Below are 26361 nucleotides of genomic sequence, written 5' to 3'. Positions count from 1 at the left end.
AAATTGTAAGCTATGAAGAAGATAAAAGTAAGCATGTTAGCACTTGCAGCTGTAGCGTTTGGAGCATTCGCATTTAAGGGCGTTGATGGTGGATCCATAGCAGGAAAAGTAACACCGGCAGAGGGAGCCACTGAAGCCTGGGCCATTCAGGGAACAGATACATTAACATCACCCGTTACCGATGGTGCCTTTAGTTTTGAACATGCGAAAGTGGGTGCATACACCGTTATTATAGGAGCGAAAGCGCCTTTTAAGCCTGCAACTGTGACTGATGTAAAGGTGGACGAAGGAAAGTCCACTGATTTGGGAGAAATTAAATTAGCACATTAAATAAGAGCAATAGTTTGTTTTCATAGGGGTTAATCAAAAGCCGGTTCCGTACGTCTGTACGGCCGGCTTATTTTTTTATACCTGTTTCCGTACGGATGGCCAATCCCGGTCTTCCTCCCTCCTTCTCTTCTCCGGAAAATATTTTCCTGCATAGGGGTATGTTCTTCCATACACGTCATTTCTTAAAGCTCCTTAAAAGTGACGATATGAAAAAGCAATTTATAATTACATACACCAGCTTAAGTATTGGATGGCTGCTTTTGATGATAGCGATCTTCAGCATTATACTTTCCAGCTGTACCAAAGATAATATCAGCGGTTCCGGCCACGTAGTGTCTGAAACCCGCAGTATTAGTGCGCTCACGGATGTGGAAGTATCAGGGGATTTTGAAGTACACCTGAAACAGGCTGCAGTGACTGCTTTGGAAATAAAAGCAGAAGATAATATTATAGGTGTGGTAGAAACAGGTGTACGCGGTAATACGTTGTATGTGCGTATCCGGGAGCGGACATATATCAAGAATCATCTACCTATAAAAGTATATATACAGAGTCCGATTTTTCAGCGGTTGCAGTTTGACGGATCAGGTACGGCAGATAATCAGGACACCATACGTAGTTCTCTTTTCAAGTATGAAATTAATGGCAGTGGTAAAGGATGGCTTACATTGACTACTACCAATCTGACTACCACAATTAACGGTTCAGGGGATATGGTGCTGAAGGGCAATGCCGATACGCACAATAGCGAAATCAATGGCAGTGGCAGCATAGCGGGTATTGATATGGAAGTACAAAAAGCCAATATCGCGATCAGCGGTTCCGGTGAACATGAAGCATTTGTGCGTCAGTACCTGGATGTGGATATCAGCGGCAGCGGGGAGGTTCATTACAAGGGTGAACCTATTGTAGTAAGTAATATAGTAGGATCCGGCAAAGTGGTCAAACAATGAGCGATTAACTTCGTATAACCTACACTGTTATACTGTCTGTGTTTATAAAACGAAAAGGGCCCCCGCATCAGCGGAGGCCTTTTTTATTTTACAGGAGGAGCTTTTATCAGGCACCACCTAATTTGCATTTCTGCAGCACTTCCCATGATTTACCGTTGTGACGGAGAAAGTAGAGGTTATTTACCTTGAAGGTAGCCTCGTATTCCTTGTTTTCATAATCGGGCCATGCTTTATTAAACTGATCATCTTCCAGGTCTTTAAAGGCCACGGTAACGTGAGGTGTAAATCCTGTACGAGCCAGCATCGTACTGAAACCAAATTCCTTACGCAGGAAGTTGATCAGTTGACGGTGCATTGCAGACATGGTTTCACTTTTTTCCACGTTGATGAAGAGTACACGGTTTTGTTTGTTCGGGAAAGTACCGAAGCCTTTCAGGGAAACTTCGAAAGGTGCCTGTGTTTTGGCAAAATCCGTCAGTTCATCACAGAAAGCTTTTTCCAATGCCGGATCAGCCGTGAAAGGAACCTGCAGGGTAATATGCGGAAGCACTTTCAGTGCGTACATAGGACCGTATTGTTCTGCAAATTCCTGTTTGATTTTTATGATTTCTTTACCTACTTCTGCTGTTGGCAGGAGGGCGATAAAGTAAATTTTGTTATCAGGTTTTGGTTCAAAGCGTTGAGGTCTTCCACCCTGTCTTGGGCTTCCACCACCACGGTAACCACCGCCACCACCGCCGCGATCGTAACCACCGCCGCCACCGCCACGGTTGTAACCACCGCCGCCACCGCCGCGATCGTATCCACCACCGCCACCGCCGCGATTGTATCCACCACCGCCGCCGCCGCGATCGTAACCACCGCCGCCACCGCCGCGATTGTATCCGCCGCCGCCACCGCCGCGATCGTAACCACCACCGCCGCTGCCGCCGCGATCATAGCCACCACCACCGCCGCCACGGTTGTATCCACCACCGCCGCTTCCGCCGCGATCGTATCCACCACCGCCACTGCCGCCACGATCGTAACCACCACCGCCGCCACCGCCGCGATTATAGCCACCACCGCCGCCACCGCGGTCGTATCCACCACCACCGCTGCCGCCACCATAGCCGCCGCCACCGCGATTGTAGCCACCACCGCCGCTTCCGCCGCGATCATAACCACTACCACCGCCGCCGCTATAGCCGCCACCTGCGCCATCACGGTTGTAACCACCGCTACCACCATCACGGTTGTAGCCGCCGCCACCGCCATCACGGTTGTAACCACCACTTCCGCCTTCACGGTTGTAGCCGCCACCAGTGCCGCCATCACGATTGTAGTCTGTGCGCGGACGATATCCGCCTTCTCGATTGTAACCAGGGCGCCCCTCAGAGCTTCCACTGTTGTAGTCGGGTTTGCCGCCTTCCCGCTCGTTATTTACATTGGGTTTGTCATCGCCTTTCTCCTTATTGGGATCATTCTCTTTGTTGGTATCAGAAGAATAAGGCCTGCGGGGGCGTTCGTTTCTCTCAAAAGTCATCTTACTTAATTAAGCGTTTGAAGCAATATTAGCTATGATTTCATAAAAATGAAATACGTCTTGATAGGAGTTATATAAGGGTGCCGGTGATACCCTGATAACTCCAGGCTCTCTCCAATCAACGATTATTCCGGCATCGGTCATTCGTTGATGTATTTCTTTACCCTTGTCCAGGAACAATAAAGATAATTGAGCGCCTCTTTCATTAATTTTTTCCGGTGTAATAATCTGGAAATCTATGCCCTTTAACTGTCGTAACAGGAATTCAAGATAATTGGTCATTCCTTCACTTTTGATACGCAAAGCGCCGATACCGGCCGCTTCAAATAATTCCAGGGAGGCTTTCAGGCTAACCATATTGAACACCTGAGCGGTGCTTTGTTGCCATCCTTCAGCTTCTTTTTTAGGCACAAACCCTTTTTCCATTTTAAAACGTGCACTCTCTTCATTGCCCCACCAGCCACCTAAACGAAGAAAATCGCGGTTACTGGCATGTTTCTCATGCACAAATGCGCCTCCTACTGCGCCGGGACCGCCATTCAGGTACTTATAAGAGCACCAAACGGCAAAATCTACTTCCCAATCGTGCAAACTTACCGGTATATTTCCAGCTACGTGTGCCAGGTCGAAACCTGCGTAAGCGCCTGCCTTATGAGCAGCAACTGTTATAGCGGGTATATCAAAAAACTGTCCGGTATAGTAATTTATACCTCCAAATAAAACTAATGCTAAGCTATCACTTTCTCTGTTAATAATCTCTAAAATATCTTCTAATCTTATCAAATGTTCTCCGGGTCGCGGGGAAACTTCTATAATCGCACTTTCAGGATCGTAACCGTGAAACTTAACCTGCGTTTCAACCGCATATTGGTCACTGGGAAAAGCTCCTGCTTCCATTAACACTTTAAACCGCTGTTTGTTTGGCCGGTAAAAACTGAGCATCATCAGATGCAGATTTACCGTAAGCGTATTCATTACTGTCAACTCCTGCTGGCTGGCCCCTAAAATGGCTGTCAACGGCTTACTGCAATATTGTTGATAATATAACCATGGATTCTTAGCCGCCCAATAACCTTCTACCGCACATTGTTGCCAATCCGTCAATTCCTGTTCTATAGCCGCTTTCACGTTCTTTGGCTGTAATCCGAGCGAGTTGCCACATAAATAAATAGCATCCTTTCCGTTACGCTGTGGGAAATAAAACTGGTCTCTGAATTTATTTAATGGATCCTGTTGGTCCCTCTCTTTAGCAAATGCTAACGATGCTACGTACTCCATGGTCTTCCAATCTTGCGCCTTGGTATTATCTTTTAATGGCGATTCTGCTGTTTGTCAAGAAAAGCTGAACTTCTTATGTATATCTATCTTCTTTCTACTATTACTATTACAGGCAAATGGCCTAAGTGTTCAAAACAGACTGTCTTTTAATATTTTAGATCTTATTTATCATATGGCATATAAGGCTAAGGCTGTATATGGCTAGTAACGTGTAACTGTCTGAAGGGTCAAAAGTAATAAAGGCTATTCAAATGCCACTCATTCCAAATGTTAAAATTTGTTAATGGAATAAAAAAAACCAATTCGGCTACAATATACAAAAAAAATCCGTCCCGAAGAATCGGGACGGAGACTGTTAACCTACAACTGTTACACTGTATTGAAAAAAAACTTAATTAACGGAGATTCCACCCACTTTCTTCCCATTCACCGGCTCCTCTTCTACTTCAGGTTCCGGAAAGAAATCATATGGCTTGGCAGACAAATATTTAGGATCGTGTAACATCCTTACGTCTGACCGCTTCATGAATATTTTTATAAATAACACCAGGAATGGCACGTACTTGAGCCACCGTGGCATGTTATACTTATCCAATACATCTATAGAACGCTTATTCATGGCATACATTACCGGCACCATAATCAGTGTCAGGAAAGTGGCAAACACCAACCCGAATACCATGGTCCAGGCCAAAGGCCCCCAGAACGCTACGTTATCTCCCCCAAAGAAAATATGTGGTTTGAACTCACTGAACAATGACGCAAAGTCAATGTTAAAGCCCACTGCCAGCGGAATAAGCCCCAATATCGCAGCAATAGCTGTTAAGACCACCGGTGTCATACGGGTTTTTCCCGCTTCCACTACCGCCTCATTTACCGGCATCTTTTGCTGAATCAGCAAATCTGTAAATTCCACCAGTACGATACCATTACGCACCACGATACCCGCCAGCGCCATAATACCCACCCCGGTCATTACTATGGAAATACTCATCTTAAAGATGGAGAAGCCCAGGAACACCCCGATAATACTGAACAGGATTTCCATTAAGATGATCATCGGACGACCAATAGAGTTAAACTGGGTCACCATGATCATCAGGATCAGGCCAAATGCACCCAGCATCGCCATCAACAGGAAGTTCATCGTTTCCTGCTGATCTTCCTGCTCTCCTGTCATCTTAATCAATACCGAAGAAGGATGCGTGAAGTCATGCAGGGATGTTTCGATATGCTGCACTACCTCGTTGGCATTGAAGCCCGTCAATACGTTGGAATACAGCGTAATAACACGTTTCTGATCTATACGTTTGATACCTGCATAGGTATTGGAATAATGAATGTCCGCTACCGCCGACAGTGGCACCTGGCGAATAGCCCCGCCCATATTCATATCCCTGTATACCAGGTTAAGGTTCATCAGGTTGTTGATATTATTCCGTTGAGCCTCATTTAACCTTACCATGATCTTATACTCATCTTTCGCATCACGGATCTTGGATGCTTCCGCACCAAACAAGGCAGTACGGAGGGTTCCTCCAATCTGTCTGGTGGAAATACCTTCTGCATTGGCTCTTTCACGATCAATGTTCACCACTATCTCCGGCTTGTTATCTTCGAAATCACTTTTCAGTTCTTCCACCCCACCAATCTGTAAGGAGTCGAGGTAACGTTTAAGTCTGAACGAAGTATTGGTTAACTCATCGAAGTTATCACCGGTGATTTCGATATTCACGGGCTTACCTGTTGGCGGACCACCCTGCTCCTGTTCTACCGTGATGTTGGCACCCGGTATCCCTTTCACAGCGTCCCTGATTTTGTCAAGATACTGTACAGTAGACTGATTATTTCTGGCGCCAAATTCCACGAAGGCAACCGTTACTTTACCTTTTTGTGGTTGTACACTCATGTCCATCTGCGAAGGATCGCCGGCGCCTTTGGCCACATTGGAAATAATAGATTCCACGATAGGGTTATTCGTTCCTACCACTTTGGTAATGCGGTTCTCCACAATCTTGGTAATAGAATCCGTGTATTTCTGATCAGTACCGTTCGGTAATTCTATGTAAGTGTATATAAAGTTAGGATCTGCCTGCGGGAAGAATACCACCTTCGGATTTCGTATAGCCGTTAACACGATACTGAAAAACAGCAGGCCGAAAGCACCTATTACAATCCATACAGGACGCCATCCCAGCAGGCACCACTTCAGGATAATTTTATAACGCTCCTGCACTTTAGGCCAGAAACCATGTTGGAAGCGACGAGCCACGCCACCTAACCAGAAGCGTTCCAGCAAAATGACCAGGTAAAGGAAAATTACAAAGTTCCCTACTCCCACACTACCATTGGCATATCCGATGAGCGCAAATACTGCAAACACAGCAGAGAGAATCGTGAATTTCTTATCGAACTTCGGCTTGGGATGATTCTCCCCTTCATGCCGGTCCATAAAATCAACAGCAAAAACGGGGTTGATGATATAAGCTACAACCAGTGAAGCACCCAGTGTGGTAATAAGCGTTACCGGTAAGTAAAACATGAATTTACCGATGATGCCAGGCCAGAAAAGTAATGGGACGAAAGGCGCCAATACGGTAAGCGTACCCGAAAATACCGGCAGGAAGACCTCTCCCGCGGCTATCTTGGCCGCCTTCACAATACCCAGGTCTTTTCGCTCATTATAGATGCGGTGCACGTTTTCTATAACCACAATGGCATCATCCACCACAATACCCAATGCCAGGAGGAAAGAGAACAGTACCATCATATTCAGCGTAAAGCCATACGTGGGCATCAGCAGGAATGCAATGAACATGGAGATAGGTACCGACAGCGCCACGAAGATCGCATTCACTGCTCCCATGAAGAACATGAGGATTAGGGTTACCAGCAGGAAGCCGATGATGATGGTATTAATCAGATCGTGCAAGGTTACACGGGTAGATTTAGACTGATCTGCGGTGATGGTTACATTCAGATTTTTAGGGAAATAATTTTCCTGCATATCTTTCGTAATCGCCTGTATCTTATCAGATGCATCGATCAGGTTTTTACCACTCTGTTTGATCACGTTCAGCGTGATTACATTCTTACCTGCCAAACGGGCGTAGCTTTCCTGCTCCAGGAAGCCATCTACCACACTGGCAATATCTCTGAGGTATACTGTAGCACCTGACTGTCCGCGCACCACGATATTACCTATCCGTGCAGGATCTTTATATTCTCCTTTTACGCTGAGGGTACGTTTCTGACCATCCATTGCCACTAAACCGCCGGAGATGGTAATGTTTTCACCCTGTATGGCGAGAATGATATCATCGAAGCTGATTTTAGCCGCATCCATTTTGTATTTGTCCACGTTGATCTGGATCTCACGTTCCAGTTCACCTACCAGGTCTACACGGGTAATTTCATTGAGTGCCTCAATACGATCTTTCATATCATCTGCATACTTTTTCAGGGTTTGCAGGTCAAAGTCACCGGAGAGGTTTACGTTCATGATAGGAATCTGCGACACATCGATTTTTACGATCTGCGGTTCCTGTGTAAGGTTCGTTGGCAGATCCTTTTTGGCATCGTCTACTTTTTCACGCACCCGTTGACGGGCAGCTTCAATATCTTCATTGGCATTGAACTCGATGGTGATCGCAGAGAAATCCTGCATGGATGTACTCTTGATTTTTTTCACACCGGAGATACCGTTCAACTGCTTTTCAATAGGTTTCGTTATCGTTGTTTCCATATCTTCCGGAGAAGTACCGGCATTGACAGTATTGATATAGAACTGCGGAAACACTACTTCCGGAAACTGTTCCTTCGGCAGGCTATTATAGGAAAGGATACCTGCGAGCGCAATGATAATGGTGGCCACGTAAATGCTCACCTTATTATCAATGGCCCAACTGGTAGGCTTAAATTCTTTATTGAGATTATCTTGCATACACTTGATTTTAGCTGTTTGAAGCAGCTTTATAATTTAATCAGGTCGTTATCGTTCAGCCCCTGAAAACCTGTAGTGATAATTTTATCCCCTTTACCCAAACCAGTTTTTATTTCTGCCCTGTCATTATAGGTGCGGCCCAGTTCAATTGTTTTACGCTGTGCCACCAGTTTACCGTTGGCATTTTGTGCAACAATTACATATGGTTTACCGGAAGTATACTGGATCACGCTTACGGGAATCACTACTGCATTTTTGGCGGTGTAATCTACGATCCTGATGTGTGCAATCATGTTGGGACGCAGGCCGTTATCTGGTTTCAGCGGCACTTCAATTTTAATAGTGCGGCTTAGCGGATCGATGGTTCTGGAAGCGAAGCTGATATTGCTGCGTATTTCACGGTTAATATCCGGGAATGCAATCACTACAGCGTCGCCTGTTTTCAGCAGTCCTGCATATGCTTCTGCTACGTTGGCAGTAATCTTCAGGTTATTGGCGTTTACTACGCGGAAGGCGGGATTGCCTGGCGCAGCATTATCACCTACTTTAGCAATTACGGCATCCACTGTACCACTGATGGGTGCAATGATGCGGGTTTGTGATTGCTGATCCTGCAGGGTAGCCATTTTCCTTTCCAGACCTTCTTTCTGATTTTTGGCATTCAGATATTGTACTTCAGATCCTATTTTCTGCGACCACAAATTCTTTTGTTTTTCAAACAGGGTGTTGGCGAGTTCCATCTGTGTGCGGAGTTCTGCCATGTTAGCTTTCAACACCTGGTCATCTACCTGGGCCAATGTTTGTCCCTGACTTACAGCTTGTCCTTCTCTTACGGATATGCTGGTGATCACTCCTGGTACGCGGGCAGAAACATTCACGTTTTCGCGGGCGTCGACACTACCTTGTACGTCAATATAATGTTCAAATAAAGTATCAGTTACTTCAGTAACGGTGACATCTTTCATTTTCTGCACAGAGTCTGTTTTGCCTACCGCTTTTTCAAGTGCAGCAATTTTCTTGTCGATGTCTTCATTGTATTTTACTTTTTCCTGTTTCAACTGCTGCAGCTGTTCCGCTTTATTTCCGCCACCACCGCCGCAGGCAGCCAGTACAAGTGTGATGAAGGGGATCAGGAAAGAATATCTTTTGGTCATGTTATTAGTAGTGAATGGTGATTGAAATAGTTGAGCTTATAGTTTGCCGTATGATTTCAGCAGATCTATTTTAGCAACGATCGCATTGAACAAAGCAGTGAAATAATTATTTTGTGCAGTGAGCAGATCGTTTTCAGCAGTCGTCATTTCCAGGCTGGAACCTACGCCCTCCCTGTATTTGATCTGGGTGGTATGATACACATCCTGCGCCAGTCCCATATTTTTTTCCTGTGCTTCCAGGGTGAGTACGTTGTTGCGGAAAGTAGAAGCTGATTGTTCTCTTTCCAGGTCTATTCCCAACTTGGCATTTTCAATAGCCACTTCACTTTTCTTAACGGTCAGCCATGCCTGATCTACCTGGCGCTTACGTTGCAGGCCGGTAAAGATGGGTACGGAGAGATTGAGTCCTGTATTTACGTAACCATACCACATCGGGCTCTGAAAGTAATCGAATTTATCACTGCCCCTGAGTGCACCGGTAGATGCGAACAGTTGCAATGATGGCAAACCTTTCATCTTATATCTTTTCAGATCGTATTCATTCGCCTTCTTCTGTGTTTCCAGCAACTGGTATTCGATACGTTGGGAGTAATCGAATTTATCCATGTCGAGTACATCTTCCACAATTTTTTGGGTGGACAGTGTATCCTTCAATATAATAGCCTGTTTGAGTGGCATTCCCATCTGGTATTTCAGAGAGGCAACCCCCAATTCAATCAGGTTGCGGAGTTTGGTTTGTTCTGTCTGTAGATTGGTGTATTGCACTACGAGACGATCTACATCCAGTTTTTCCGCCAACCCGTTTTTATAAATCTCTTTGGTTTCACCAAGGATTTTTTCCAGTGAGCTAACGTTTTCAGAAAGGATGGTCAATGCTTTGTTGGCAGAGAGTACATTGTAGTATGCTTTATATACCTCTGACTTTACATCAATCTGGCTTTTTGTAACACCTTGTGACACCAGTATTTCCAGTGTTTTCCGGGCCTGCAATGCTACCAGTACGCTGGGGTCAAAGAGAGTTTGCGTCAGCTTTACTTCTCCTAGCATATTGTGTTTGAGCTGGAATGATACGGCAGTAAAGGAATCAACGGGAGAACCAAAGTTCTTGGCGTTAAACATTTGTTTCTGCACCATTGGGTTATACTGATAAGAACCCGCTCCTGCGATGTTAGGCAATGCCAAACCACTGATCTCTTTATTTTTAGCCAGCTGTATCAGTTCATCCAGTTTGGCAGTTTTCACGGAGCTCTGATTAGCCAGCGCGTAGTCTACCGCTTCTTTGGCAGACAGGCTGATTGGCTCAGTGAGATGCTGCTGTTGCTTGGCCCTGACGTTGATGGCCACTGACAGCAGCCACACCATAAAAGCCATACTGGTGAGCCTTTTGATTGATACCATAGTATTATTTATTTTGCGATAGTTGTTTATATTCTTCAATAAGCTGATATCCTTTCAGAGAAGCCACGCCGTATAAAAAATTCTCGAGCAACACTCTCTGTACTTTATTCATATCATATCCACCCGGGAAGAGTTCCGGTTTAAAACAGATCATACAGGCATGAATGCGGTAATGTGTTAATATTCTGATGTCGATATCCGGCCGGTATAACTCTTCGCTGATGCCTCTTTCCATATTTTCCCGGATCATGGTAGCGAGTGTGTTATTCTGGTACTCCTCGAAAGCCTGGAAAGCTTTTGTATGAAATTTATGGAGATCCAGCATAATGACGGGGTTCATATTGCGCAGCCGGCGGTCGATCATATCCATTACCAGGAAAAGCTCCTCGATAGCGTCCCTGGATTTTTGGCGATCTGCCAGGCATTCTTCATTTACCACTTGTATGAACCGGCTGATGGTCTGAGTGACCATATCATCCTTATCGGTGAAGTGGGCATACAATGTTTTCTTGGAGATGCCCATTCTTTCAGCGATATCATCCATGGTAATTGAGCGGGTACCAAATTGACGAAACAGGCTGAAAGCCGTGTCCATAATGCGTTCCTGTGCTTCCATAGTTTTACAGCAATAACCCTGTTGTTATGCACAACAAAACTATGGAAACTTTCCAAACTTCCAAAGTTTCCAGTAATTATTTTTTACATGTGGCAACATTCAATAATAAACTGATATTATAAAGGTTAACAGTTAAAAGTTTAGCGGAAAATGATCAGGACGGGGTGTGATATGATTGCGCGGATGCATGGCTTTTATACTTTCCGCGCATTATTGACTAATTTGCGCTTCTAATTATGAACCATGTCGCCAAAGCTTAGATTTAAAGTATTTGCATCAAGACTGTTGCGTTACTTCTTTCAGGGACTGCTCATACTGGCGCCCATTGGGATTACGGCGCTTACATTGTACTGGGCGTTTGTTACCATAGATAATATCATTCCTAAAGAGTTAATTCCGGAAGGCGCTTCTTTTAGTTTTCTGAAATATAAAGGGGTAGGATTCGCGGCGGTGCTGCTGTTGATCATTGGAGTAGGTTACCTCAGTTCTTCCTTTATCATAGGGCGGATTTTTGACTTATTTGATCATCTGCTGGAACGGACACCGTTTATCAAATACATCTACACTTCTATCAAAGATGTGTTTGATGCGTTTGTAGGTGAGAAGAAAAAATTTGACCATCCGGTGCTGGTGCAGATTTACGGAGTAGATGTTTGGGAGATGGGATTCATCACCCAGGCGGATGTGAGCAATTTTGGTCTGGAGGGATATATGGCAGTATATGTGCCGCATGCCTATGCTATTACCGGCAAAGTATTTATGGTGCCTAAAGACAGGGTCAAAGCACTGACCAATGTATCTGCCGGAGAGGCGATGAAATTTGCCGTAAGCGGTGGCGTAACAAATATTTAATACGCGTTCCCGGCGGATGACAAATGGTTTTTCCGGTTGGAAAAAATCTGGTTATCCGTCGGTTTGAAAAAGCGAAAATGGCTATATTCGTCTTCCCAAAAAATATAGCCATATGTTAACCCACGCCTACGTACGTATTTCCGTATTATTTGTTGTAATGATATTATCATGTGCAGAAGCCCGTGCCTGGGGATTCTTTGCGCATCAGCGAATCAACCGGCTGGCAGTATTTTGTTTGCCGCCGGAAATGCTGGTATTGTACAAGCCGCAGCTGGAGTACATTACCGTGCATGCCACGGATCCGGATAAGCGCCGCTATGCGGTAGCTGCAGAAGGGGCCCGGCACTTCATCGATATTGATTTATTTGACAAACCTCCGTATGATCATATTCCCCGTGCCTGGACAGACGCAGTAGCACGGTATACGGCTGATTCGCTGAACCGAAATGGCATATTACCGTGGCATCTGGAAAAGATGATGGCCATGCTCACCAAAGCTTTCCGGGAAAAAGACCAGCAGCGCATTTTGCGATTATCGGCTGAGCTGGGGCACTATATTGCAGATGCGCATGTACCCCTGCATGTATGCTCCAATCACAACGGTCAGCTTACCGGTCAGCAGGGGATTCATGGTTTATGGGAGTCGCGCATTCCTGAGCTGCTGGCTGATCAGGAGTTTGATTATTGGGCTGGCAAAGCGGAATATATTCCGGAGCCGCGCAAGTTTATCTGGGATATTATCCGGGTAAGCGGAATGGAGGCAGACACAGTACTGTTATACGAAAAACGATTAAGTCAACAATTTTCTCCGGGCCGTCGTTTTGCTTATGAAAACCGAAATGGGGTGTTGGTACGTACTTACGCCGATGACTATACGAAAGCTTATTATCTTTCTATGGGAGACATGGTAGAAAGGAGAATGAAAAATGCCATTGCAGGGGTAGCTGCTGCCTGGTATACTGCCTGGGTAAATGCAGGGCAGCCATCTTTACGGGAGCTGACGCATACAACCCTTACTACGGAAGAGTTACAGGAGGTGGAAAAGCTGCAACAGCAATGGCTGGAGGGTAAGCTACGGGTACGGGAAGAGTAATCCGGCTAAAATATTTAGGGTAATACTTAATAATTAGAAAAGAAATTTTATCTTTGCCCATACCATCTTTTAGCCTATCCTACACCACGCACCTTAGGTTTTAAAATACCCGTGCCGTTTTTTTTCCGTTTCCTTAGAAAAACCAAAACAAAGTGGAAAGATCAAAAAATGAATTTAATCTGAATCGCAACATGAAGGTGCATAATTTTAACGCAGGTCCTTCTGTATTACCCAACGAGGTATTGTACAAGGCCAGTAAAGCTCTGATTGACTTTGAAGGGTCAGGGATGTCTATACTGGAAATTGGCCACAGAACACAACCGTTTATAGCGGTGATGGACGAGGCGCGCAACCTGGTGAGGGAACTGATGCAGCTTGATGACGACTTTGAAGTACTCTTCTTACATGGCGGAGCCACCACGCAGTTTATGCAGGTGCCAATGAACCTGCTGGAAAGCAGTGAAACCGCCGCTTATGTAGATACCGGAGTATGGTCTAACAAGGCTATCAAAGAAGCAAAATTGTTTGGCTTCGCCGACGTTGTGGCGAGCTCCAAAGAAAGCAACTACAATCACATTCCCAAGCAGTTTACCATCCCGCCCCAGGCTAGTTATCTGCACATTACCACTAACAATACCATCTATGGTACACAGTGGCATATGACGCCTGTTACTGATGTTCCCCTCGTAGCAGATATGAGCAGTGACATCATGAGCCGCAACATGGACTTCAACAAGTACTCCCTGATCTATGCAGGTGTACAGAAAAACATGGGCGCCGCCGGTGCTACCATGGTGGCCATACGCAAAAGCATATTGGGCAAGGTATCGCGCAAAATACCCGCTATACTCGACTACAGGAACCATATAGAAAATGGCTCCATGCTGAATACCCCTCCTGTTTTTGCAGTATACATTTCAATGCTGACACTCCGCTGGTTAAAAGAGCAGGGAGGTATTCCAGCCATTGAAAAAATCAATGATAAGAAAGCAGCATTACTCTACGATGAAATTGACCACAACCCGCTGTTCCGCGGCACCGTGGTAAAGGAAGACCGTAGTAAAATGAACGCCTGCTTTATTATGGATAAGCCTGAAATGGAGGATGAGTTCCTGAAATTCTGTAAAAAAGAAGACATTGTAGGTATCAAAGGACACCGTCTCTCCGGCGGATTCCGCGTATCGATGTATAACGCCCTGCCTTATGAGAGTGTAGAAGTAATGGTAGAAGCCATGAAATACTTCTCCCTGAAGAAGGCGTAAAAAATTTTACACACCCGGTTATTACGGAGCTGCGGATAGATAATCTCACTGATATCTGGCTGCAGCTCCGTAATTCGTTAATGATCATTCATTGTTTTTTATTATTACATTTACCCCTCACTCATACATCATTCATCATGGCTATTATCAGACCCTTTAACGGATTAAGGCCAACAGAAGAATTGGCAGCAAAAGTAGCATCAAGGCCCTACGACGTACTTAGCTCGGAAGAGGCAAAAGCTGCAGCATCCGGTAACCCGCATTCATATTATCATGTTTCTAAATCCGAAATCGATCTGCCGGAAGGGATAGATACCCACAGCCAGCAGGTGTATGACAAAGCAGCAGAAAACCTGCATCGCCTTGTAACCGAAGGAGTACTTTCCCTGGAAGCACAACCAGCTTATTACATCTATAAACTGGTCATGAACGGCCGTGCACAAACAGGACTGGTATGCGTATCTTCCATTGCCGATTATAATAACGGCATCATCAAAAAACATGAGTTTACACGCCCGGACAAAGAACTGGACCGTATTAACCATATTAAAACCACCAAAGCGCAAACCGGCAACGTATTCCTGGCCTACAACGATGTGCCGGAAATCAATGCCCTGGTAGATCACTGGCAGGAACATAATAAGCCGGTGTACGACTTCACTGCTGAAGATGGGATCCAACATACCGTATGGGTGATCAACTCACCTGCAACCGTAACTGATATCACTTCCCTGTTTGCAGAAAAAGTTCCCTGCACTTATATCGCAGACGGGCATCATCGTGCCGCCTCTGCCAGCCTGGTGCAAAAAGAATTTGAAGCAGCCGGGAAAATTACATCGGTAGAAAATCCAATCAACTATTTCCTGACCACCATATTTCCCGCCAGCCAGCTGGCTATACTGGATTATAACCGCGTGGTAAAAGACCTGAACGGCCTTAGCAAAGAAGCGCTGTTATCGCGGCTGGACTATGACTTTACAGTAGAAGAAATTGGTCATTTACCACAACAACCTTCCATGCTGCATGAATTCAGCATGTACCTCGATGGCAGATGGTATCGCCTCGTAGCCAAAGAAGGTACCTATACTACTGATCCCATTGGCATCCTGGACGTGACCATTCTTTCTGACAACATACTTGATAAATTGCTCGGTATCAAAGACCAGCGCACCGATAAACGCATTGACTTTGTAGGCGGCATCCGTGGATTAGGTGAACTGGTAAAACGTGTTGACAGTGGCGAAATGAAAGTAGCATTTGCATTATTCCCGGTTACAATTCAACAACTGTTTGATATTGCCGACAGCGGAAACGTAATGCCACCAAAGAGTACCTGGTTTGAACCCAAGCTGAGAGATGGGTTGATTACACATATTATTTAATATCTTTATGGCCCCTGCTTATCCCGGCAGGGGCATTTTTTAATCACCTATATCGCCATTACCTATGTCTGTTATACAGCAACCTGATCTCCTGAAGGATGACTTTGAGTTGACCGTAACTCCTTATCCTTCCATGAAACAAGCATTCGTCTTTGGCGGTGCGCTCTTTTTCGCCAACCTGGCGTTTTTTTTATTTTTTGCTAATTATGCCTCTTTCCTACTATTGGCATTAGTACGCCCCGCATATTTGCTGAATGTAATGCTACCTGTTGCGCTGTTAGCCTTATACCTGTATAACCAACAAAGAAAGCGGAACGAGCCCCCACTCTCTTTAAGTATTCCCCAGGGAAATAATTTATGGATGTTGCTACTGATGGTGCCGGCTTTATATGTGATCGTGGCGATCCTAAAATATTTTCTTGAAACCAGTCCATTCGACTGGACGGGGTATGGATACTCCCGACGTCATCCACTGATCTATTGCGTAATATTCATATTCCTTCTTCCCGCCCTGCAGGAATACGTTTTCCGTGGAATCATTCTGAATGGGTTATTAAAAAGATATCCTGTTAATAAGGCCTTGGGAGCCATTACGCTGATAGCTGCGCTTCCCTATATTTATCCTACGTCCATTCTACTTTACCTGCCCATCTCCCTTTTCCTCGGCTGGCTTTATTACCGGTCCCGCAGCCTGATCTTTACTTTTATCTCCAACGCCATGCTCAGTCTTATTTCTTTACTCCTTAGCATGAGCGAAAAAGATAATTTGAATATACTGGGCGAGTTAACACGGGTGGCAGGCTTCCTGCCGGTGATAGCCATGGCTGTCATTATTTTCGGGGTAACGACTATTTTCTTCAATAAAGACATCATCGAATCAAATAAACAAATAAGTTAATATAAAAAATATATTTTCTCCGCCTCGCCTACCCATCGATTGATCCGTGGGACATTACCCCATTTTCCTTACTTTTACAACAAACGAACAGACAAGGAATGAACAAACGGTCATCTTTATTGAAAGCTTTTTTAGTTGCAGGAGTTTTATTCTCACAGGTAGTGGTTGCACAGGATGCCAAAGAGTTGTACAATACAGCTTCTGGCTTCATTCGCAGTGGAGACTATTCTAATGCCATCCTGGTGTTGAACCAGGCTTTACAATTGGAGCCGGATAATTATGAATATAAAAAACAGCTGGCTTTCACCTTCTATCTGAAAGGTGACCTGATTAAAGCGAAAAGTGTAGTAGAGCCGTTACTGAACCACCGGGACGTGGATGTACAGGCTTTCCAGATTGCCGGTAATATCTATGTAGGCAGGGAAGAATGGAAAACCGCTCAGCGTATGTATGAACGGGCACTTAAGAAATTTCCCAACAGTGGTGAGTTATATAACGACAACGGCACCCTGCTGATGAACTTTAAAATGTACGATGGTGCATTACGCAGCTGGATCAAAGGCATTGAACAGGATCCTGCATTTCCGGGCAACTACTACAACGCCACCAAAACATACGATTTCAGCAACAACCCGCTGTGGTGCATATTATACGGCGAAACCTTCATGAATATGGAAAGTTTTACCACCCGCACAGCTGAAATAAGGAACATTGTGCTGGAATCTTATAAGAAATTATTCAATGACCCATCGCTGTTTGATGCCATGCTACCGGACGATAAAAAGGGCAAAAAAAGCAACGCTGACTTTGTAGAAGCTTACAAAACGAGCATGGGCAAGCAGATGAGTGTGGTAACGGGAGGAATAGACCCGGAAGTACTGGTAATGGTGCGCACCCGTTTTCTGCTGGATTGGTTTAGCTTTTATGGCATGAAATATCCTTTTGCCCTCTTCGATTTTCAACGCAGCCTGTTGCGGGAGGGGATGTTTGAATCTTACAACCAGTGGCTGTTTGGCCCTGCTGCCAACCAGGCCGGTTATAAAGCATGGATAGGATTACATAAACAGGACTATGATGCATTCCTGAACTACCAACGTAACAATCCTTTAAAGCCAAGACCAGACGAATACTATAACGACGGAAGGTTTACGCTGATAAATTCGGGATATTAGTATTTAGACATTTTTTGATTTATAGATTTAGTCATTTAGTTGCTGTAGCAACTGAATGACTAAATCCGTAAATTGTAAATCTCAAATTCTGAATATGCTCGTTAACAAACACCAAAACATTATTGACAACGCTGTAAAAGCGAACCACGAACGAACTTTCTATTCGCAATATCCGGAGCATCCTAAAGCTTACGGCGAAGATGCCCATGCCAAGGGCGTTCAGAGCTATCAGCAACTGCTGGGAAAACCTTTCAAACAACTACTGCAAACCGGTGAAACCGGCTGGAGCGGAGAAGAGGTATCTCCTTATACCCGCGAAGTGCTGGGCGTTACATATCCCATTTTTGCCGTTAATGACCTGCTCGCAAAAGCAGCCATAGCAGGGAAAAGCTGGGGCAAAGTAGCCGTATCAGAAAGAGCCGGTATTCTTACGGAAACACTGGAACGGGTAAAAGACTACTTCTTTGATATTGCCAATGCCACCATGCATACTACCGGCCAGAGCTTTATGATGAGCTTTCAGGCTTCCGGCCCCCATGCCAACGACCGTGCACTGGAGGCGGTAGCCACCGGCTATCATGAGTTACAGCGCTACCCGCCTAATCTTACCTGGGAAAAGCCAATGGGCAAAACCAGTATCAAACTATACAAAACGTTTAAACCCATTCCGAAAGGCACCGGCCTCGTAATAGGCTGTTCTACCTTCCCGGTATGGAATACCCTGCCCGGCGTGTATGCTGATCTGATTACCGGCAATGCCGTAATCGTAAAGCCACATCCCAGGGCAATACTTCCTATAGCCATTGCTGTTAGTGCCATTCAACAGGCATTACAGGAAAACGGATATGACCCGAACCTGTGCCAGCTGGCAGCAGACAGCTCTGAACACCTGATCACCAAAGAGTTGTGTGAGCACCCGGAAGTTAGATTAATAGACTATACCGGAGGTAGCCCCTTTGGTAATTATATAGAATCACTACCCGGCAAAACCGTATTTACAGAAAAAGCCGGGGTGAACTCTGTGATACTCGACAGTGTGAAAGACCTGGATGCTGTTATCCAGAATCTCGCATTTTCTGTTAGCCTGTATTCCGGGCAGATGTGTACTGCGCCACAAAACTTCTTCATCCCCGAAAACGGGGTAAGTACCGATAATGGGCAGGTACCCTTTAACGAAGTAGTGCAGAAATTTAAAGATGCTGTAGTAGGCCTGGTCAACCATCCTAAGATGGGCGCCGGCACATTAGGTGCCATACAAAACGATAGTACCCTTGCCAGGGCTAAAGAAGCCCATCACCTGGGCGGAAAAGTAATACTGGAAGGCACGCCGGTGGTGAATGAAGAATTCGCCAATGCCAGGGTATGCGCCCCTACCATTCTGGAGGTCACCAGTGCAGATACGGCCATCTATGAAAAAGAACTTTTCGGACCGGTCATCCTGTTGATTAAAACCAGGGATACAGATCACAGCATTCAACTGGCCAGACAAATGGCCCTGAAATATGGTGCTATTACCTGCGGTGCTTATACCACCAATGGAGATACAAAAGAAAAGATTGCGGAAGAGATGAACAGCGTGTTTACCCCTGTATCTTTCAATCTCACTGGCTTTATATGGGTAAATCAGCATGCTGCATTTTCTGATTTTCATGTTACCGGCGGTAATCCGGCAGGCAATGCCAGTTTTACCAACCAGGAATTTATAGTGAAGCGATTTGTGTGGGTAGGCAACCGGGAACTGGCTGAATAGTAAAAACTATTAACAAGCGTCCCGGTTTTAAGGGGCGCTTGTTTTTTAAAGCATACATGTATTTATGAAAAAACTGCTATGTGTAATATTACTTTTTGTCGTTGGCATTATTGCCTGCGAACAGGCGCCTAAAGCTGACAAGGCGAAGATTACGGAAGCACAGACCGTACAGGCAGGTACTGGCAACGCTTATTTGCCAGATACCGTCAGCAGCCTGGTGACATGGACAGGTACCAAACCAACCGGTAAACATCACGGTTCCCTGAAACTGGCCGGTGGCGCCCTTTACGTCAAAGACAGTAACATTACAGGCGGACAATTCATTATTAATATGAATTCCCTGCAAGACCTCGACCTCGCAGCAGATACCGCCATGCAACGCAAACTGGAAACGGAGCTGAAAGGCGAAATGTTTTTCGATGTAAAAAAATATCCAGTTGCCACTTTTGAAATCACCAGTGTAGCACCTTTCCATCAGGCGGTGGGTGATGATCTCACCTTAAAAAATGCCACCCATATTATTAACGGCAACCTGACACTGAAGTCCATTACCAAAAACATCTCCTTTCCTGCGCAGGTAACCTTCAGCAGTAAGGCGCTCAATGCCATAGCCAACTTCAATATTGACCGTACCCAATGGGGTATCAGTTACAGAGCAGATAAATCTCTGCAGGACAAACTGATCAACTCTCAGGTGAATATCACCTTTAGTATCAAGGCCACCCGCTAAGTCTGCTTTTTTTCGTTTTTTTCTCCCTGAAGCCAATAAAATATTTTAAATTTAGTACAACCACTATTACCTAAAACTGACTTCAATGGAAACTACACAAGAAAGAGACGATCGACTTTGGCGTATAGCGAAGGCCAGGGCTGGATTCAAATCACATCTTATCATATATCTCGTTATTAATATGGGGTTATGGGCTGTTTGGTTTCTTACTGACAGCGATAAAACAAATGGCACACCATGGCCTGTATGGCCAGCACTGGGCTGGGGAATAGCGTTATCTTTTCAATACTTTAATGCCTATCATAAAGACCCTTTCGGAGATACACTGAAAGAATATGAAAAGCTGAAAGAACAACAACACACGCGCATTTGACATATTTGAGCCAAAACAAAATTACAGCAGCATGACGGACCAACCGCAACGACTATTTGATGTGATTTCTTACCAATTAGCTAACTATCCTAAAACAGATATGTTAGCCGGCAAAGAAAACGGGGAATGGAAAAAATATAGTACAAAAGAAGTAGCGGACATTACCCTCAAATTCAGTTCTGGCCTGCTCAAACTGGGCATCCGGGCGGGAATCAAACACAACGAAGAAAAAGATAAAATAGCGATCATTTCACCCAACAGACCAGAATGGATAATCACGGACCTGGCCTGTCAGCAACTGGGAGCTGTGCTCACTCCTATTTACCCAACGATCAGTGAAAACGAACTGGCCTACGTGCTAAACGATGCAGCAGCACGAATTCTCTTTGTAAGCGACAAAGAACTCTTAACCAAAATCAATGGCATGCGTGATAAGTTCCCTACCATCCGGGAAATATTCACCTTTAATAAAGTCGAAGGCGCCAGACACTGGAAAGAAGTGGTGGATCTGGGCGACGAAGCGGATTTTGAACAGATAGAAACCGTAAAGAAAAATATATCTCCCGAAGAACTGGTGACGATTATTTATACATCCGGCACCACAGGTACGCCTAAAGGTGTAATGCTCAGTCACCATAATATCATGAGCAATGTGCTGGCCTGTCAGCCTTATTTGCCTGTAAATAACAACGCAAAGGCCCTCAGCTTCCTTCCGCTGAATCATATATTTGAAAGAATGGTCACCTACCTGTATCTCACCTCCGGTGTGCCCATCTACTATGCAGAAAGCATGGACTCCATCGGTGATAACCTGAAAGAGGTAAAGCCGACCATTTTTACTACAGTGCCACGACTCCTGGAAAAAGTATACGAAAGGATTATGACTACCGGTCTGGAACTCAAAGGCATCAAAAGAGCCTTGTTTTTCTGGGCAGTAGACATCGGCAAACGATATGAGATCAACAAAGACCAGGGAGCCTGGTATAACCTGCAGCTTAAACTGGCTAACAAACTGATTTTCAGCAAGTGGCGCGCTGCCCTGGGAGGTAATATACAGTGCATTGTGAATGGCGCCGCCGCCTGCCAGGTGCGCTTACTGAAAATATTTACCGCGGGAGGCATTCCTATCATGGAAGGCTATGGCCTCACAGAAACATCCCCCGTTATCAGCGTAAACCGCTATAATGTTGAAGACAGGATGTTTGGCACTGTAGGTCCTGTTATCAGCAATGTGGAAGTTAAGCTGGCTGAAGATGGAGAAATTCTCTGTAAAGGCCCTAATATCACTATTGGATACTATAAACGCCCCGATCTCACCGCTGATGCCATCAAAGATGGCTGGTTCCATACCGGCGATATAGGCGTACTGATAGATAATAAATTCCTGAAAATAACGGACCGCAAAAAAGAACTGTTCAAAACCTCCGGTGGCAAGTTTGTGGCACCGCAACCCATTGAAAACAAGTTCAAGGAATCGCCTTTCATTGAACAGATCATGATAGTAGGTGAAGACCGCAAATTCACTGCAGCACTGATTGTCCCCTCTTTTGGCAACCTGCGTAACTGGGCCACCAAACATGGCATTTCAACCACCTCCAACGAGGAACTGGTGAAAAATACCGAAGTACTGGACCTCTTCAAACAGGCAGTAGATAAGTACAACCAGTTTTTCAGCCATATTGAACAGGTTAAAAAATTTGTACTGCTCCCCCATGAATGGACAGTTGATGCCGGGGAACTCACACCTACACTGAAAGCAAAGCGGAAAGTGATCCTGGAAAAATTCAAGAAAGAAATCGATGGGATCTATGCCCCTGCCAACGGGAAAGTAGATATAGAAAGTCTTTAAATATTAATTTAAAACCCTTACTTTTGCCACCCGATCCCAGAAATGGGGTATGGCCTCATAGTTCAATGGATAGAATAGAAGTTTCCTAAACTTTAGATACAGGTTCGATCCCTGTTGAGGCTACCAGAACGCTTACTCGCCCAATCTCAGCTTTACTGGGATTGGGCGTTTCTCTTTACTGGACGTGCATTTCAGAGCAAAGGACCATAAAGAGAGAAAAAGAGAAATTAACCTCCTGTGTACCCAACGTGTCCCCCCAAACCTATTGGGGTACACCAGAAAACATTTTGTTAACCTATTAATTTAATCCCTGAGAGATGGATATCCAATTTTATCTGAAAAGGCCGGGAGCTGATACTCCGACCAGCATTTTTGCCCGCATCATATATGAAGCGGGTGCTTTAAAATATTACCTACCGGAAAAAATCCAGCCCTGCTATTGGAATAAGAAAACACACGGGATTATCAAAGGGAAAGATTTTCCGGAATATTCAGAGTTTAACGCCAGATTGGACAATATCGAGCAGGTAATCAAGTAAGCTAAGTATAAATACTATCGGTGACCATATAAAACGGATTATTACGATTATGCGAGCGGTATAGCAACACAAATAGGATGCGTAGCATGATATTAATGTTGGAAATATTATTATGTTCTATAGAGTCATCAAATACTTGGAAAAAGTCAGTATCTCGGAAGCCATTAACAGGTTATCAAGATATAAGAGAAATATGGAAAAAGATATTAAATCCCAAAAAAAAGCTATTTTGGTTTTACAATAGATTACCCATTAAATTTAGAGTGCTACAAAGTGAACTATGAAATCTCAAATCATTGCCACAATCTTTAGGCAACAACCAAATGATCAATAGATTGAACCCATATTTTATCTAAATGGCCGCAAATCTGTTTGACTTGCCTATTTATAAGATATAATACATAGCTGAAATCCTAAATTGAATAATAAATATTTCAACAATTTAAAACCCCATAACACATGAAACAAATCAGCAAATCGTTGTTTTCACTATTGCCAACAAGACACTTTAAAAATGGAATACTTTTAGGAGCTTGTGCTGCTATGATTATTTCTTGTAAAAAAGAAATTGAGCAACCCATCAAAATATCTGATTTAAACAGCACAGGTAAAAGTAATGTTTTGGCCCCAAATAATAAGTCTATGGCGCTTTCAGAAACTTCACCTATAGCAGATGTAATTTCATACTTTCCATTAATGGAAGTAGATAAAACTGAATCGATTGAATGGATAGTTGTTGCGAATCGCGTAGGGCTGTTTAGCGTTAAATCAACTGAAGCAGTAACCATCTCAAAAGGTAATATAACAGGTTTTACCCATAATGGTAGCATGATAGCAAACTCGACGATTGGAGTTTCATGGTCAGAGGGTATCGTTCAGACCAGTTTCACCCCCAGAGTTGCGTTATCAAGTGTAAAAGGCACGCTAACATATGGTCTATTCAGTGCGCCAGCGGGAGGATTATTGAGCTTAAATGCCCGTAATTTTTAACAATCCGCTCATTCAATAAAAGTTACTCGCACCCATTTATTATCCTCTTACATAAAATGAGATACAAACAGGCTCAAATATTTATTCAATCTTTTTTAGCCGCTCTATTGGTTTTTGGCATTTTCATATCACTTTCATGTAATGAGAAGCAGCATAATGCTTTTCCGTTTAGGGGAAAGATTATCGCCAAAGCAATAATAAATGGTAAAGCGTGGCCAGATTTAGAGCAAATTTTCTATCTGCAAGGCCCCTATTTAATAGAAAGGAACTATAACATTACATGGTCTGGATTAGATAGCACTTCAGGTAAGGTAATTTCCTATGCTCCGGACGATGCCAGGTATAAAACTTTGACTGGATACTCTGTGACGGATATGTCTAAAAAAATCGTCTTACAATACGATACGGCATCCGCTAAACCAAGTATTCTTGCCAGGTTTCCTTTATCAGAAAAAAAGGATGGTTACCTATTCTTGACAGAGTTGAAAGAATTACAGAACAATCTTGAAGACTTTGTGTATACAGGGGATACCACAATTGAACATATTCATCTTAAGATATTAACAGATAGCATTCCCAGTATACAGGAAAATGGAGTTACCATAGAAAAAATGGTCGCGTATTTAAACCCTAACATTAAGAATTTCCCTGTTAAAGTCAGTAGCTTCTTAGATAAAAAGTTTGATGGGTGGGTTAGTTGTATATCCATTGACGGCAAAAAAGATTCGGTGACATCCAATACAACCTTCGAAGTTTCATATCAAAGTGAAATTAATAAGGAAGAGCAGCGCTTGCTGGACAAATTTATTAAACTAACTAAAGAAAACATTAGTAAAATAAATCATTAATCTAGGTAGAAATGTCCTCCATGTACGCACTTAAAAGAGCAACACTGAAAGCTATTAAATTATAAGCTCGTTCAATTTTCAGCTACTGGAGTTGGGCGAGTTTTGACGAGGCTACCAGAACGCTTACTCGCCCAATCTCAGCTTTACTGGGATTGGGCGTTTTTCTTTACTGAATTATGTTTCAAGGGCAAAAAACCGATCAGGGTAAAAACCTGGTGAATACCTTTTTCAATATGCGCTAAATGCCCATACACTCGCATTTGCCATTCTCAAATCCTCATAGAATTATCCTTTAATATTATACAATTCTCATGGCATTAGCTTTGGCTAATCCTCCATCTACTCCGCAAACGCGTTCCCCGAATTATGTTATATTTATAGTAATCAAAATAATCTCCCATGGCAAAACAAATGTCTATCATTTCTTTTACGGGAAAACTCGGGAATCTCATTGGGTATAAGCGCAATGGCCAATACTTTCTGCGCTCCATGCCTCAAAGCGTGCAGCAAACGGCTGCTACCCGCCGCGCATCCCGCCGCTTTGGCATCGCCAGCAGGAAAGCTGCTTTTATCCGTCATGCTTTTTACGGCCACCTGGATATCCATTGTGACGGTGGCCACATCAATCGGCTCAACAAGCTACTCATTGCTGCCGGCGATCATCATGCCGCCATCACTGGCTTCCGCTTCAATCAGCATACCGGAGTAGATCGTTTCTTTACAGTGGCTCCCCGGCTTCTCCCTAACGGGATATTAAATATTCCCGCACAACCCATCGCCGGGTATAAAGGCATTACTGCACTGGAAGTAAAAGTGATCGCAACCCGTATTGATTTTACGTCACGTCAGGTCGTGGGTAGCGAAACAGTTACGCTCATGATAGCGCCGGATACCACTTTCCAGGAAACAAATGTTTCACTGGAGGTACCCGGACAGGGCTCACTGGTAGTAGTTTTACAGGTAAGAGCGATGTACGGGGATGGCCCATCTGGCAACAGACAATATATGGCCGCGGATATCATTGCGGTGGCAGCCCCACAAGTACCCAAATATGTGAATAAACGCACCTACCCAAAGCGGACGAAATTGCTTCCCAAACTTATCTATACACACGCATATCCAGCTGTCATTCAACTGGAATAAAGTGATCCTTGCCTCCGCGAGATATTTTGATAAATAAACTTTTTATACCTGCTTCCTTTCAATAGTATACTTTTTCCCACAGCTACAGTTGACACTGAAGCAGCGCTGCTATGGCCAGTGCTGACCACCATCCGTCTGCTGATTCAATTTCATCCCGGTTATACATCCGGACGTCATCCCTGCATCAAGTCCACCTCTGCTGCACTGCTTCGGTAGGTGCTAAGCAGGTGCTAAGCATAGCCTCGACGGAGTCTACATAATGAAAGGTAACATGCAAAATATC

The 26361-nt window shown here is 44.3% G+C and carries 22 protein-coding genes and 1 tRNA gene; 17 read left to right on the top strand and 6 right to left on the bottom strand.

Annotation, left to right across the window (positions count from 1 at the left end):
* Nucleotides 1–12 precede the first annotated feature (12 nt).
* The gene (locus AB4Z08_RS24425; protein WP_441576410.1) at nucleotides 13–330 is read left to right on the top strand and encodes a carboxypeptidase-like regulatory domain-containing protein; all 318 of its coding nucleotides are present in this window, start codon (nucleotides 13–15) and stop codon (nucleotides 328–330) included.
* 206 nt (nucleotides 331–536) lie between these two features.
* Nucleotides 537–1283 (top strand): head GIN domain-containing protein, encoded by a 747-nt coding sequence (locus tag AB4Z08_RS24420; protein WP_441576409.1) that lies wholly within the window; start codon nucleotides 537–539, stop codon nucleotides 1281–1283.
* A gap of 106 nt (nucleotides 1284–1389) precedes the next feature.
* Here AB4Z08_RS24420 and AB4Z08_RS24415 read toward each other — a convergent pair whose 3' ends face one another.
* The 6 genes from AB4Z08_RS24415 to AB4Z08_RS24390 all read right to left on the bottom strand — a co-directional run bounded on the left by AB4Z08_RS24415 (nucleotide 1390) and on the right by AB4Z08_RS24390 (nucleotide 11197).
* On the bottom strand, nucleotides 1390–2808 hold the full coding sequence (locus AB4Z08_RS24415) for a 2'-5' RNA ligase family protein (RefSeq protein WP_441576408.1): 1419 nt from the start codon (nucleotides 2806–2808) through the stop codon (nucleotides 1390–1392).
* Between the two features lie 9 nt (nucleotides 2809–2817).
* Nucleotides 2818–4086 (bottom strand): kynureninase, encoded by a 1269-nt coding sequence (kynU, locus tag AB4Z08_RS24410; protein WP_441576407.1) that lies wholly within the window; start codon nucleotides 4084–4086, stop codon nucleotides 2818–2820.
* Between the two features lie 391 nt (nucleotides 4087–4477).
* Nucleotides 4478–8029 carry an efflux RND transporter permease subunit gene (locus tag AB4Z08_RS24405; protein WP_441576406.1) on the bottom strand — a complete coding sequence of 1184 codons (3552 nt, stop codon included), beginning with the start codon at nucleotides 8027–8029 and terminating at the stop codon, nucleotides 4478–4480.
* A gap of 29 nt (nucleotides 8030–8058) precedes the next feature.
* Nucleotides 8059–9183 (bottom strand): efflux RND transporter periplasmic adaptor subunit, encoded by a 1125-nt coding sequence (locus AB4Z08_RS24400; protein ID WP_441576405.1) that lies wholly within the window; start codon nucleotides 9181–9183, stop codon nucleotides 8059–8061.
* 36 nt (nucleotides 9184–9219) lie between these two features.
* On the bottom strand, nucleotides 9220–10581 hold the full coding sequence (locus tag AB4Z08_RS24395; protein ID WP_441576404.1) for a TolC family protein: 1362 nt from the start codon (nucleotides 10579–10581) through the stop codon (nucleotides 9220–9222).
* 4 nt (nucleotides 10582–10585) lie between these two features.
* Nucleotides 10586–11197 carry a TetR/AcrR family transcriptional regulator gene (locus tag AB4Z08_RS24390; protein ID WP_441576403.1) on the bottom strand — a complete coding sequence of 204 codons (612 nt, stop codon included), beginning with the start codon at nucleotides 11195–11197 and terminating at the stop codon, nucleotides 10586–10588.
* Nucleotides 11198–11440: 243 nt separating this feature from the next.
* On the opposite strand from AB4Z08_RS24390, the gene AB4Z08_RS24385 reads away from it, so the two are divergent.
* The 15 genes from AB4Z08_RS24385 to AB4Z08_RS24315 all read left to right on the top strand — a co-directional run bounded on the left by AB4Z08_RS24385 (nucleotide 11441) and on the right by AB4Z08_RS24315 (nucleotide 26078).
* Complete coding sequence (locus tag AB4Z08_RS24385; RefSeq protein ID WP_441576402.1) at nucleotides 11441–12049, top strand: DUF502 domain-containing protein; 609 nt, start codon at nucleotides 11441–11443, stop codon at nucleotides 12047–12049.
* Between the two features lie 112 nt (nucleotides 12050–12161).
* Entirely contained in the window at nucleotides 12162–13142 is a 981-nt protein-coding gene (locus tag AB4Z08_RS24380; RefSeq protein WP_441576401.1) for a zinc dependent phospholipase C family protein, read from the top strand.
* Between the two features lie 152 nt (nucleotides 13143–13294).
* Nucleotides 13295–14404 (top strand): 3-phosphoserine/phosphohydroxythreonine transaminase, encoded by a 1110-nt coding sequence (gene serC / locus AB4Z08_RS24375; RefSeq protein ID WP_441576400.1) that lies wholly within the window; start codon nucleotides 13295–13297, stop codon nucleotides 14402–14404.
* A gap of 137 nt (nucleotides 14405–14541) precedes the next feature.
* A complete protein-coding gene (locus tag AB4Z08_RS24370) occupies nucleotides 14542–15786 on the top strand; it encodes a DUF1015 domain-containing protein (RefSeq protein ID WP_441576399.1) in 1245 nt (414 codons plus the stop codon).
* Between the two features lie 64 nt (nucleotides 15787–15850).
* Entirely contained in the window at nucleotides 15851–16684 is an 834-nt protein-coding gene (locus tag AB4Z08_RS24365) for a CPBP family intramembrane glutamic endopeptidase (RefSeq protein WP_441576398.1), read from the top strand.
* A 98-nt stretch (nucleotides 16685–16782) separates the two neighbouring features.
* Nucleotides 16783–17856 (top strand): tetratricopeptide repeat protein, encoded by a 1074-nt coding sequence (locus tag AB4Z08_RS24360; RefSeq protein ID WP_441576397.1) that lies wholly within the window; start codon nucleotides 16783–16785, stop codon nucleotides 17854–17856.
* Nucleotides 17857–17950: 94 nt separating this feature from the next.
* Nucleotides 17951–19606 carry a phenylacetic acid degradation protein PaaN gene (gene paaN / locus AB4Z08_RS24355; protein WP_441576396.1) on the top strand — a complete coding sequence of 552 codons (1656 nt, stop codon included), beginning with the start codon at nucleotides 17951–17953 and terminating at the stop codon, nucleotides 19604–19606.
* A gap of 64 nt (nucleotides 19607–19670) precedes the next feature.
* Complete coding sequence (locus AB4Z08_RS24350) at nucleotides 19671–20336, top strand: YceI family protein (RefSeq protein WP_441576395.1); 666 nt, start codon at nucleotides 19671–19673, stop codon at nucleotides 20334–20336.
* An 85-nt stretch (nucleotides 20337–20421) separates the two neighbouring features.
* Entirely contained in the window at nucleotides 20422–20709 is a 288-nt protein-coding gene (locus AB4Z08_RS24345; protein ID WP_133807442.1) for a 2TM domain-containing protein, read from the top strand.
* A 31-nt stretch (nucleotides 20710–20740) separates the two neighbouring features.
* Nucleotides 20741–22558: an AMP-dependent synthetase/ligase gene (locus AB4Z08_RS24340; protein ID WP_441576394.1), complete on the top strand. Its 1818-nt coding sequence runs from the start codon at nucleotides 20741–20743 to the stop codon at nucleotides 22556–22558.
* A 51-nt stretch (nucleotides 22559–22609) separates the two neighbouring features.
* Nucleotides 22610–22684, top strand: a tRNA-Arg gene (locus AB4Z08_RS24335).
* A gap of 191 nt (nucleotides 22685–22875) precedes the next feature.
* Nucleotides 22876–23097, top strand: coding sequence for a hypothetical protein (locus AB4Z08_RS24330; RefSeq protein WP_441576393.1), 222 nt, complete (start codon nucleotides 22876–22878; stop codon nucleotides 23095–23097).
* Between the two features lie 459 nt (nucleotides 23098–23556).
* Entirely contained in the window at nucleotides 23557–24087 is a 531-nt protein-coding gene (locus AB4Z08_RS24325; RefSeq protein ID WP_441576392.1) for a hypothetical protein, read from the top strand.
* Between the two features lie 56 nt (nucleotides 24088–24143).
* Entirely contained in the window at nucleotides 24144–24935 is a 792-nt protein-coding gene (locus AB4Z08_RS24320) for a hypothetical protein (protein WP_441576391.1), read from the top strand.
* Between the two features lie 399 nt (nucleotides 24936–25334).
* Complete coding sequence (locus tag AB4Z08_RS24315) at nucleotides 25335–26078, top strand: hypothetical protein (RefSeq protein ID WP_441576390.1); 744 nt, start codon at nucleotides 25335–25337, stop codon at nucleotides 26076–26078.
* Nucleotides 26079–26361 lie beyond the last annotated feature (283 nt).

The organism is Chitinophaga sp. RAB17, assembly GCF_052114225.1.
GTDB lineage: Bacteria > Bacteroidota > Bacteroidia > Chitinophagales > Chitinophagaceae > Chitinophaga.
This window is presented reverse-complemented; position numbering and strand designations above follow the sequence as displayed.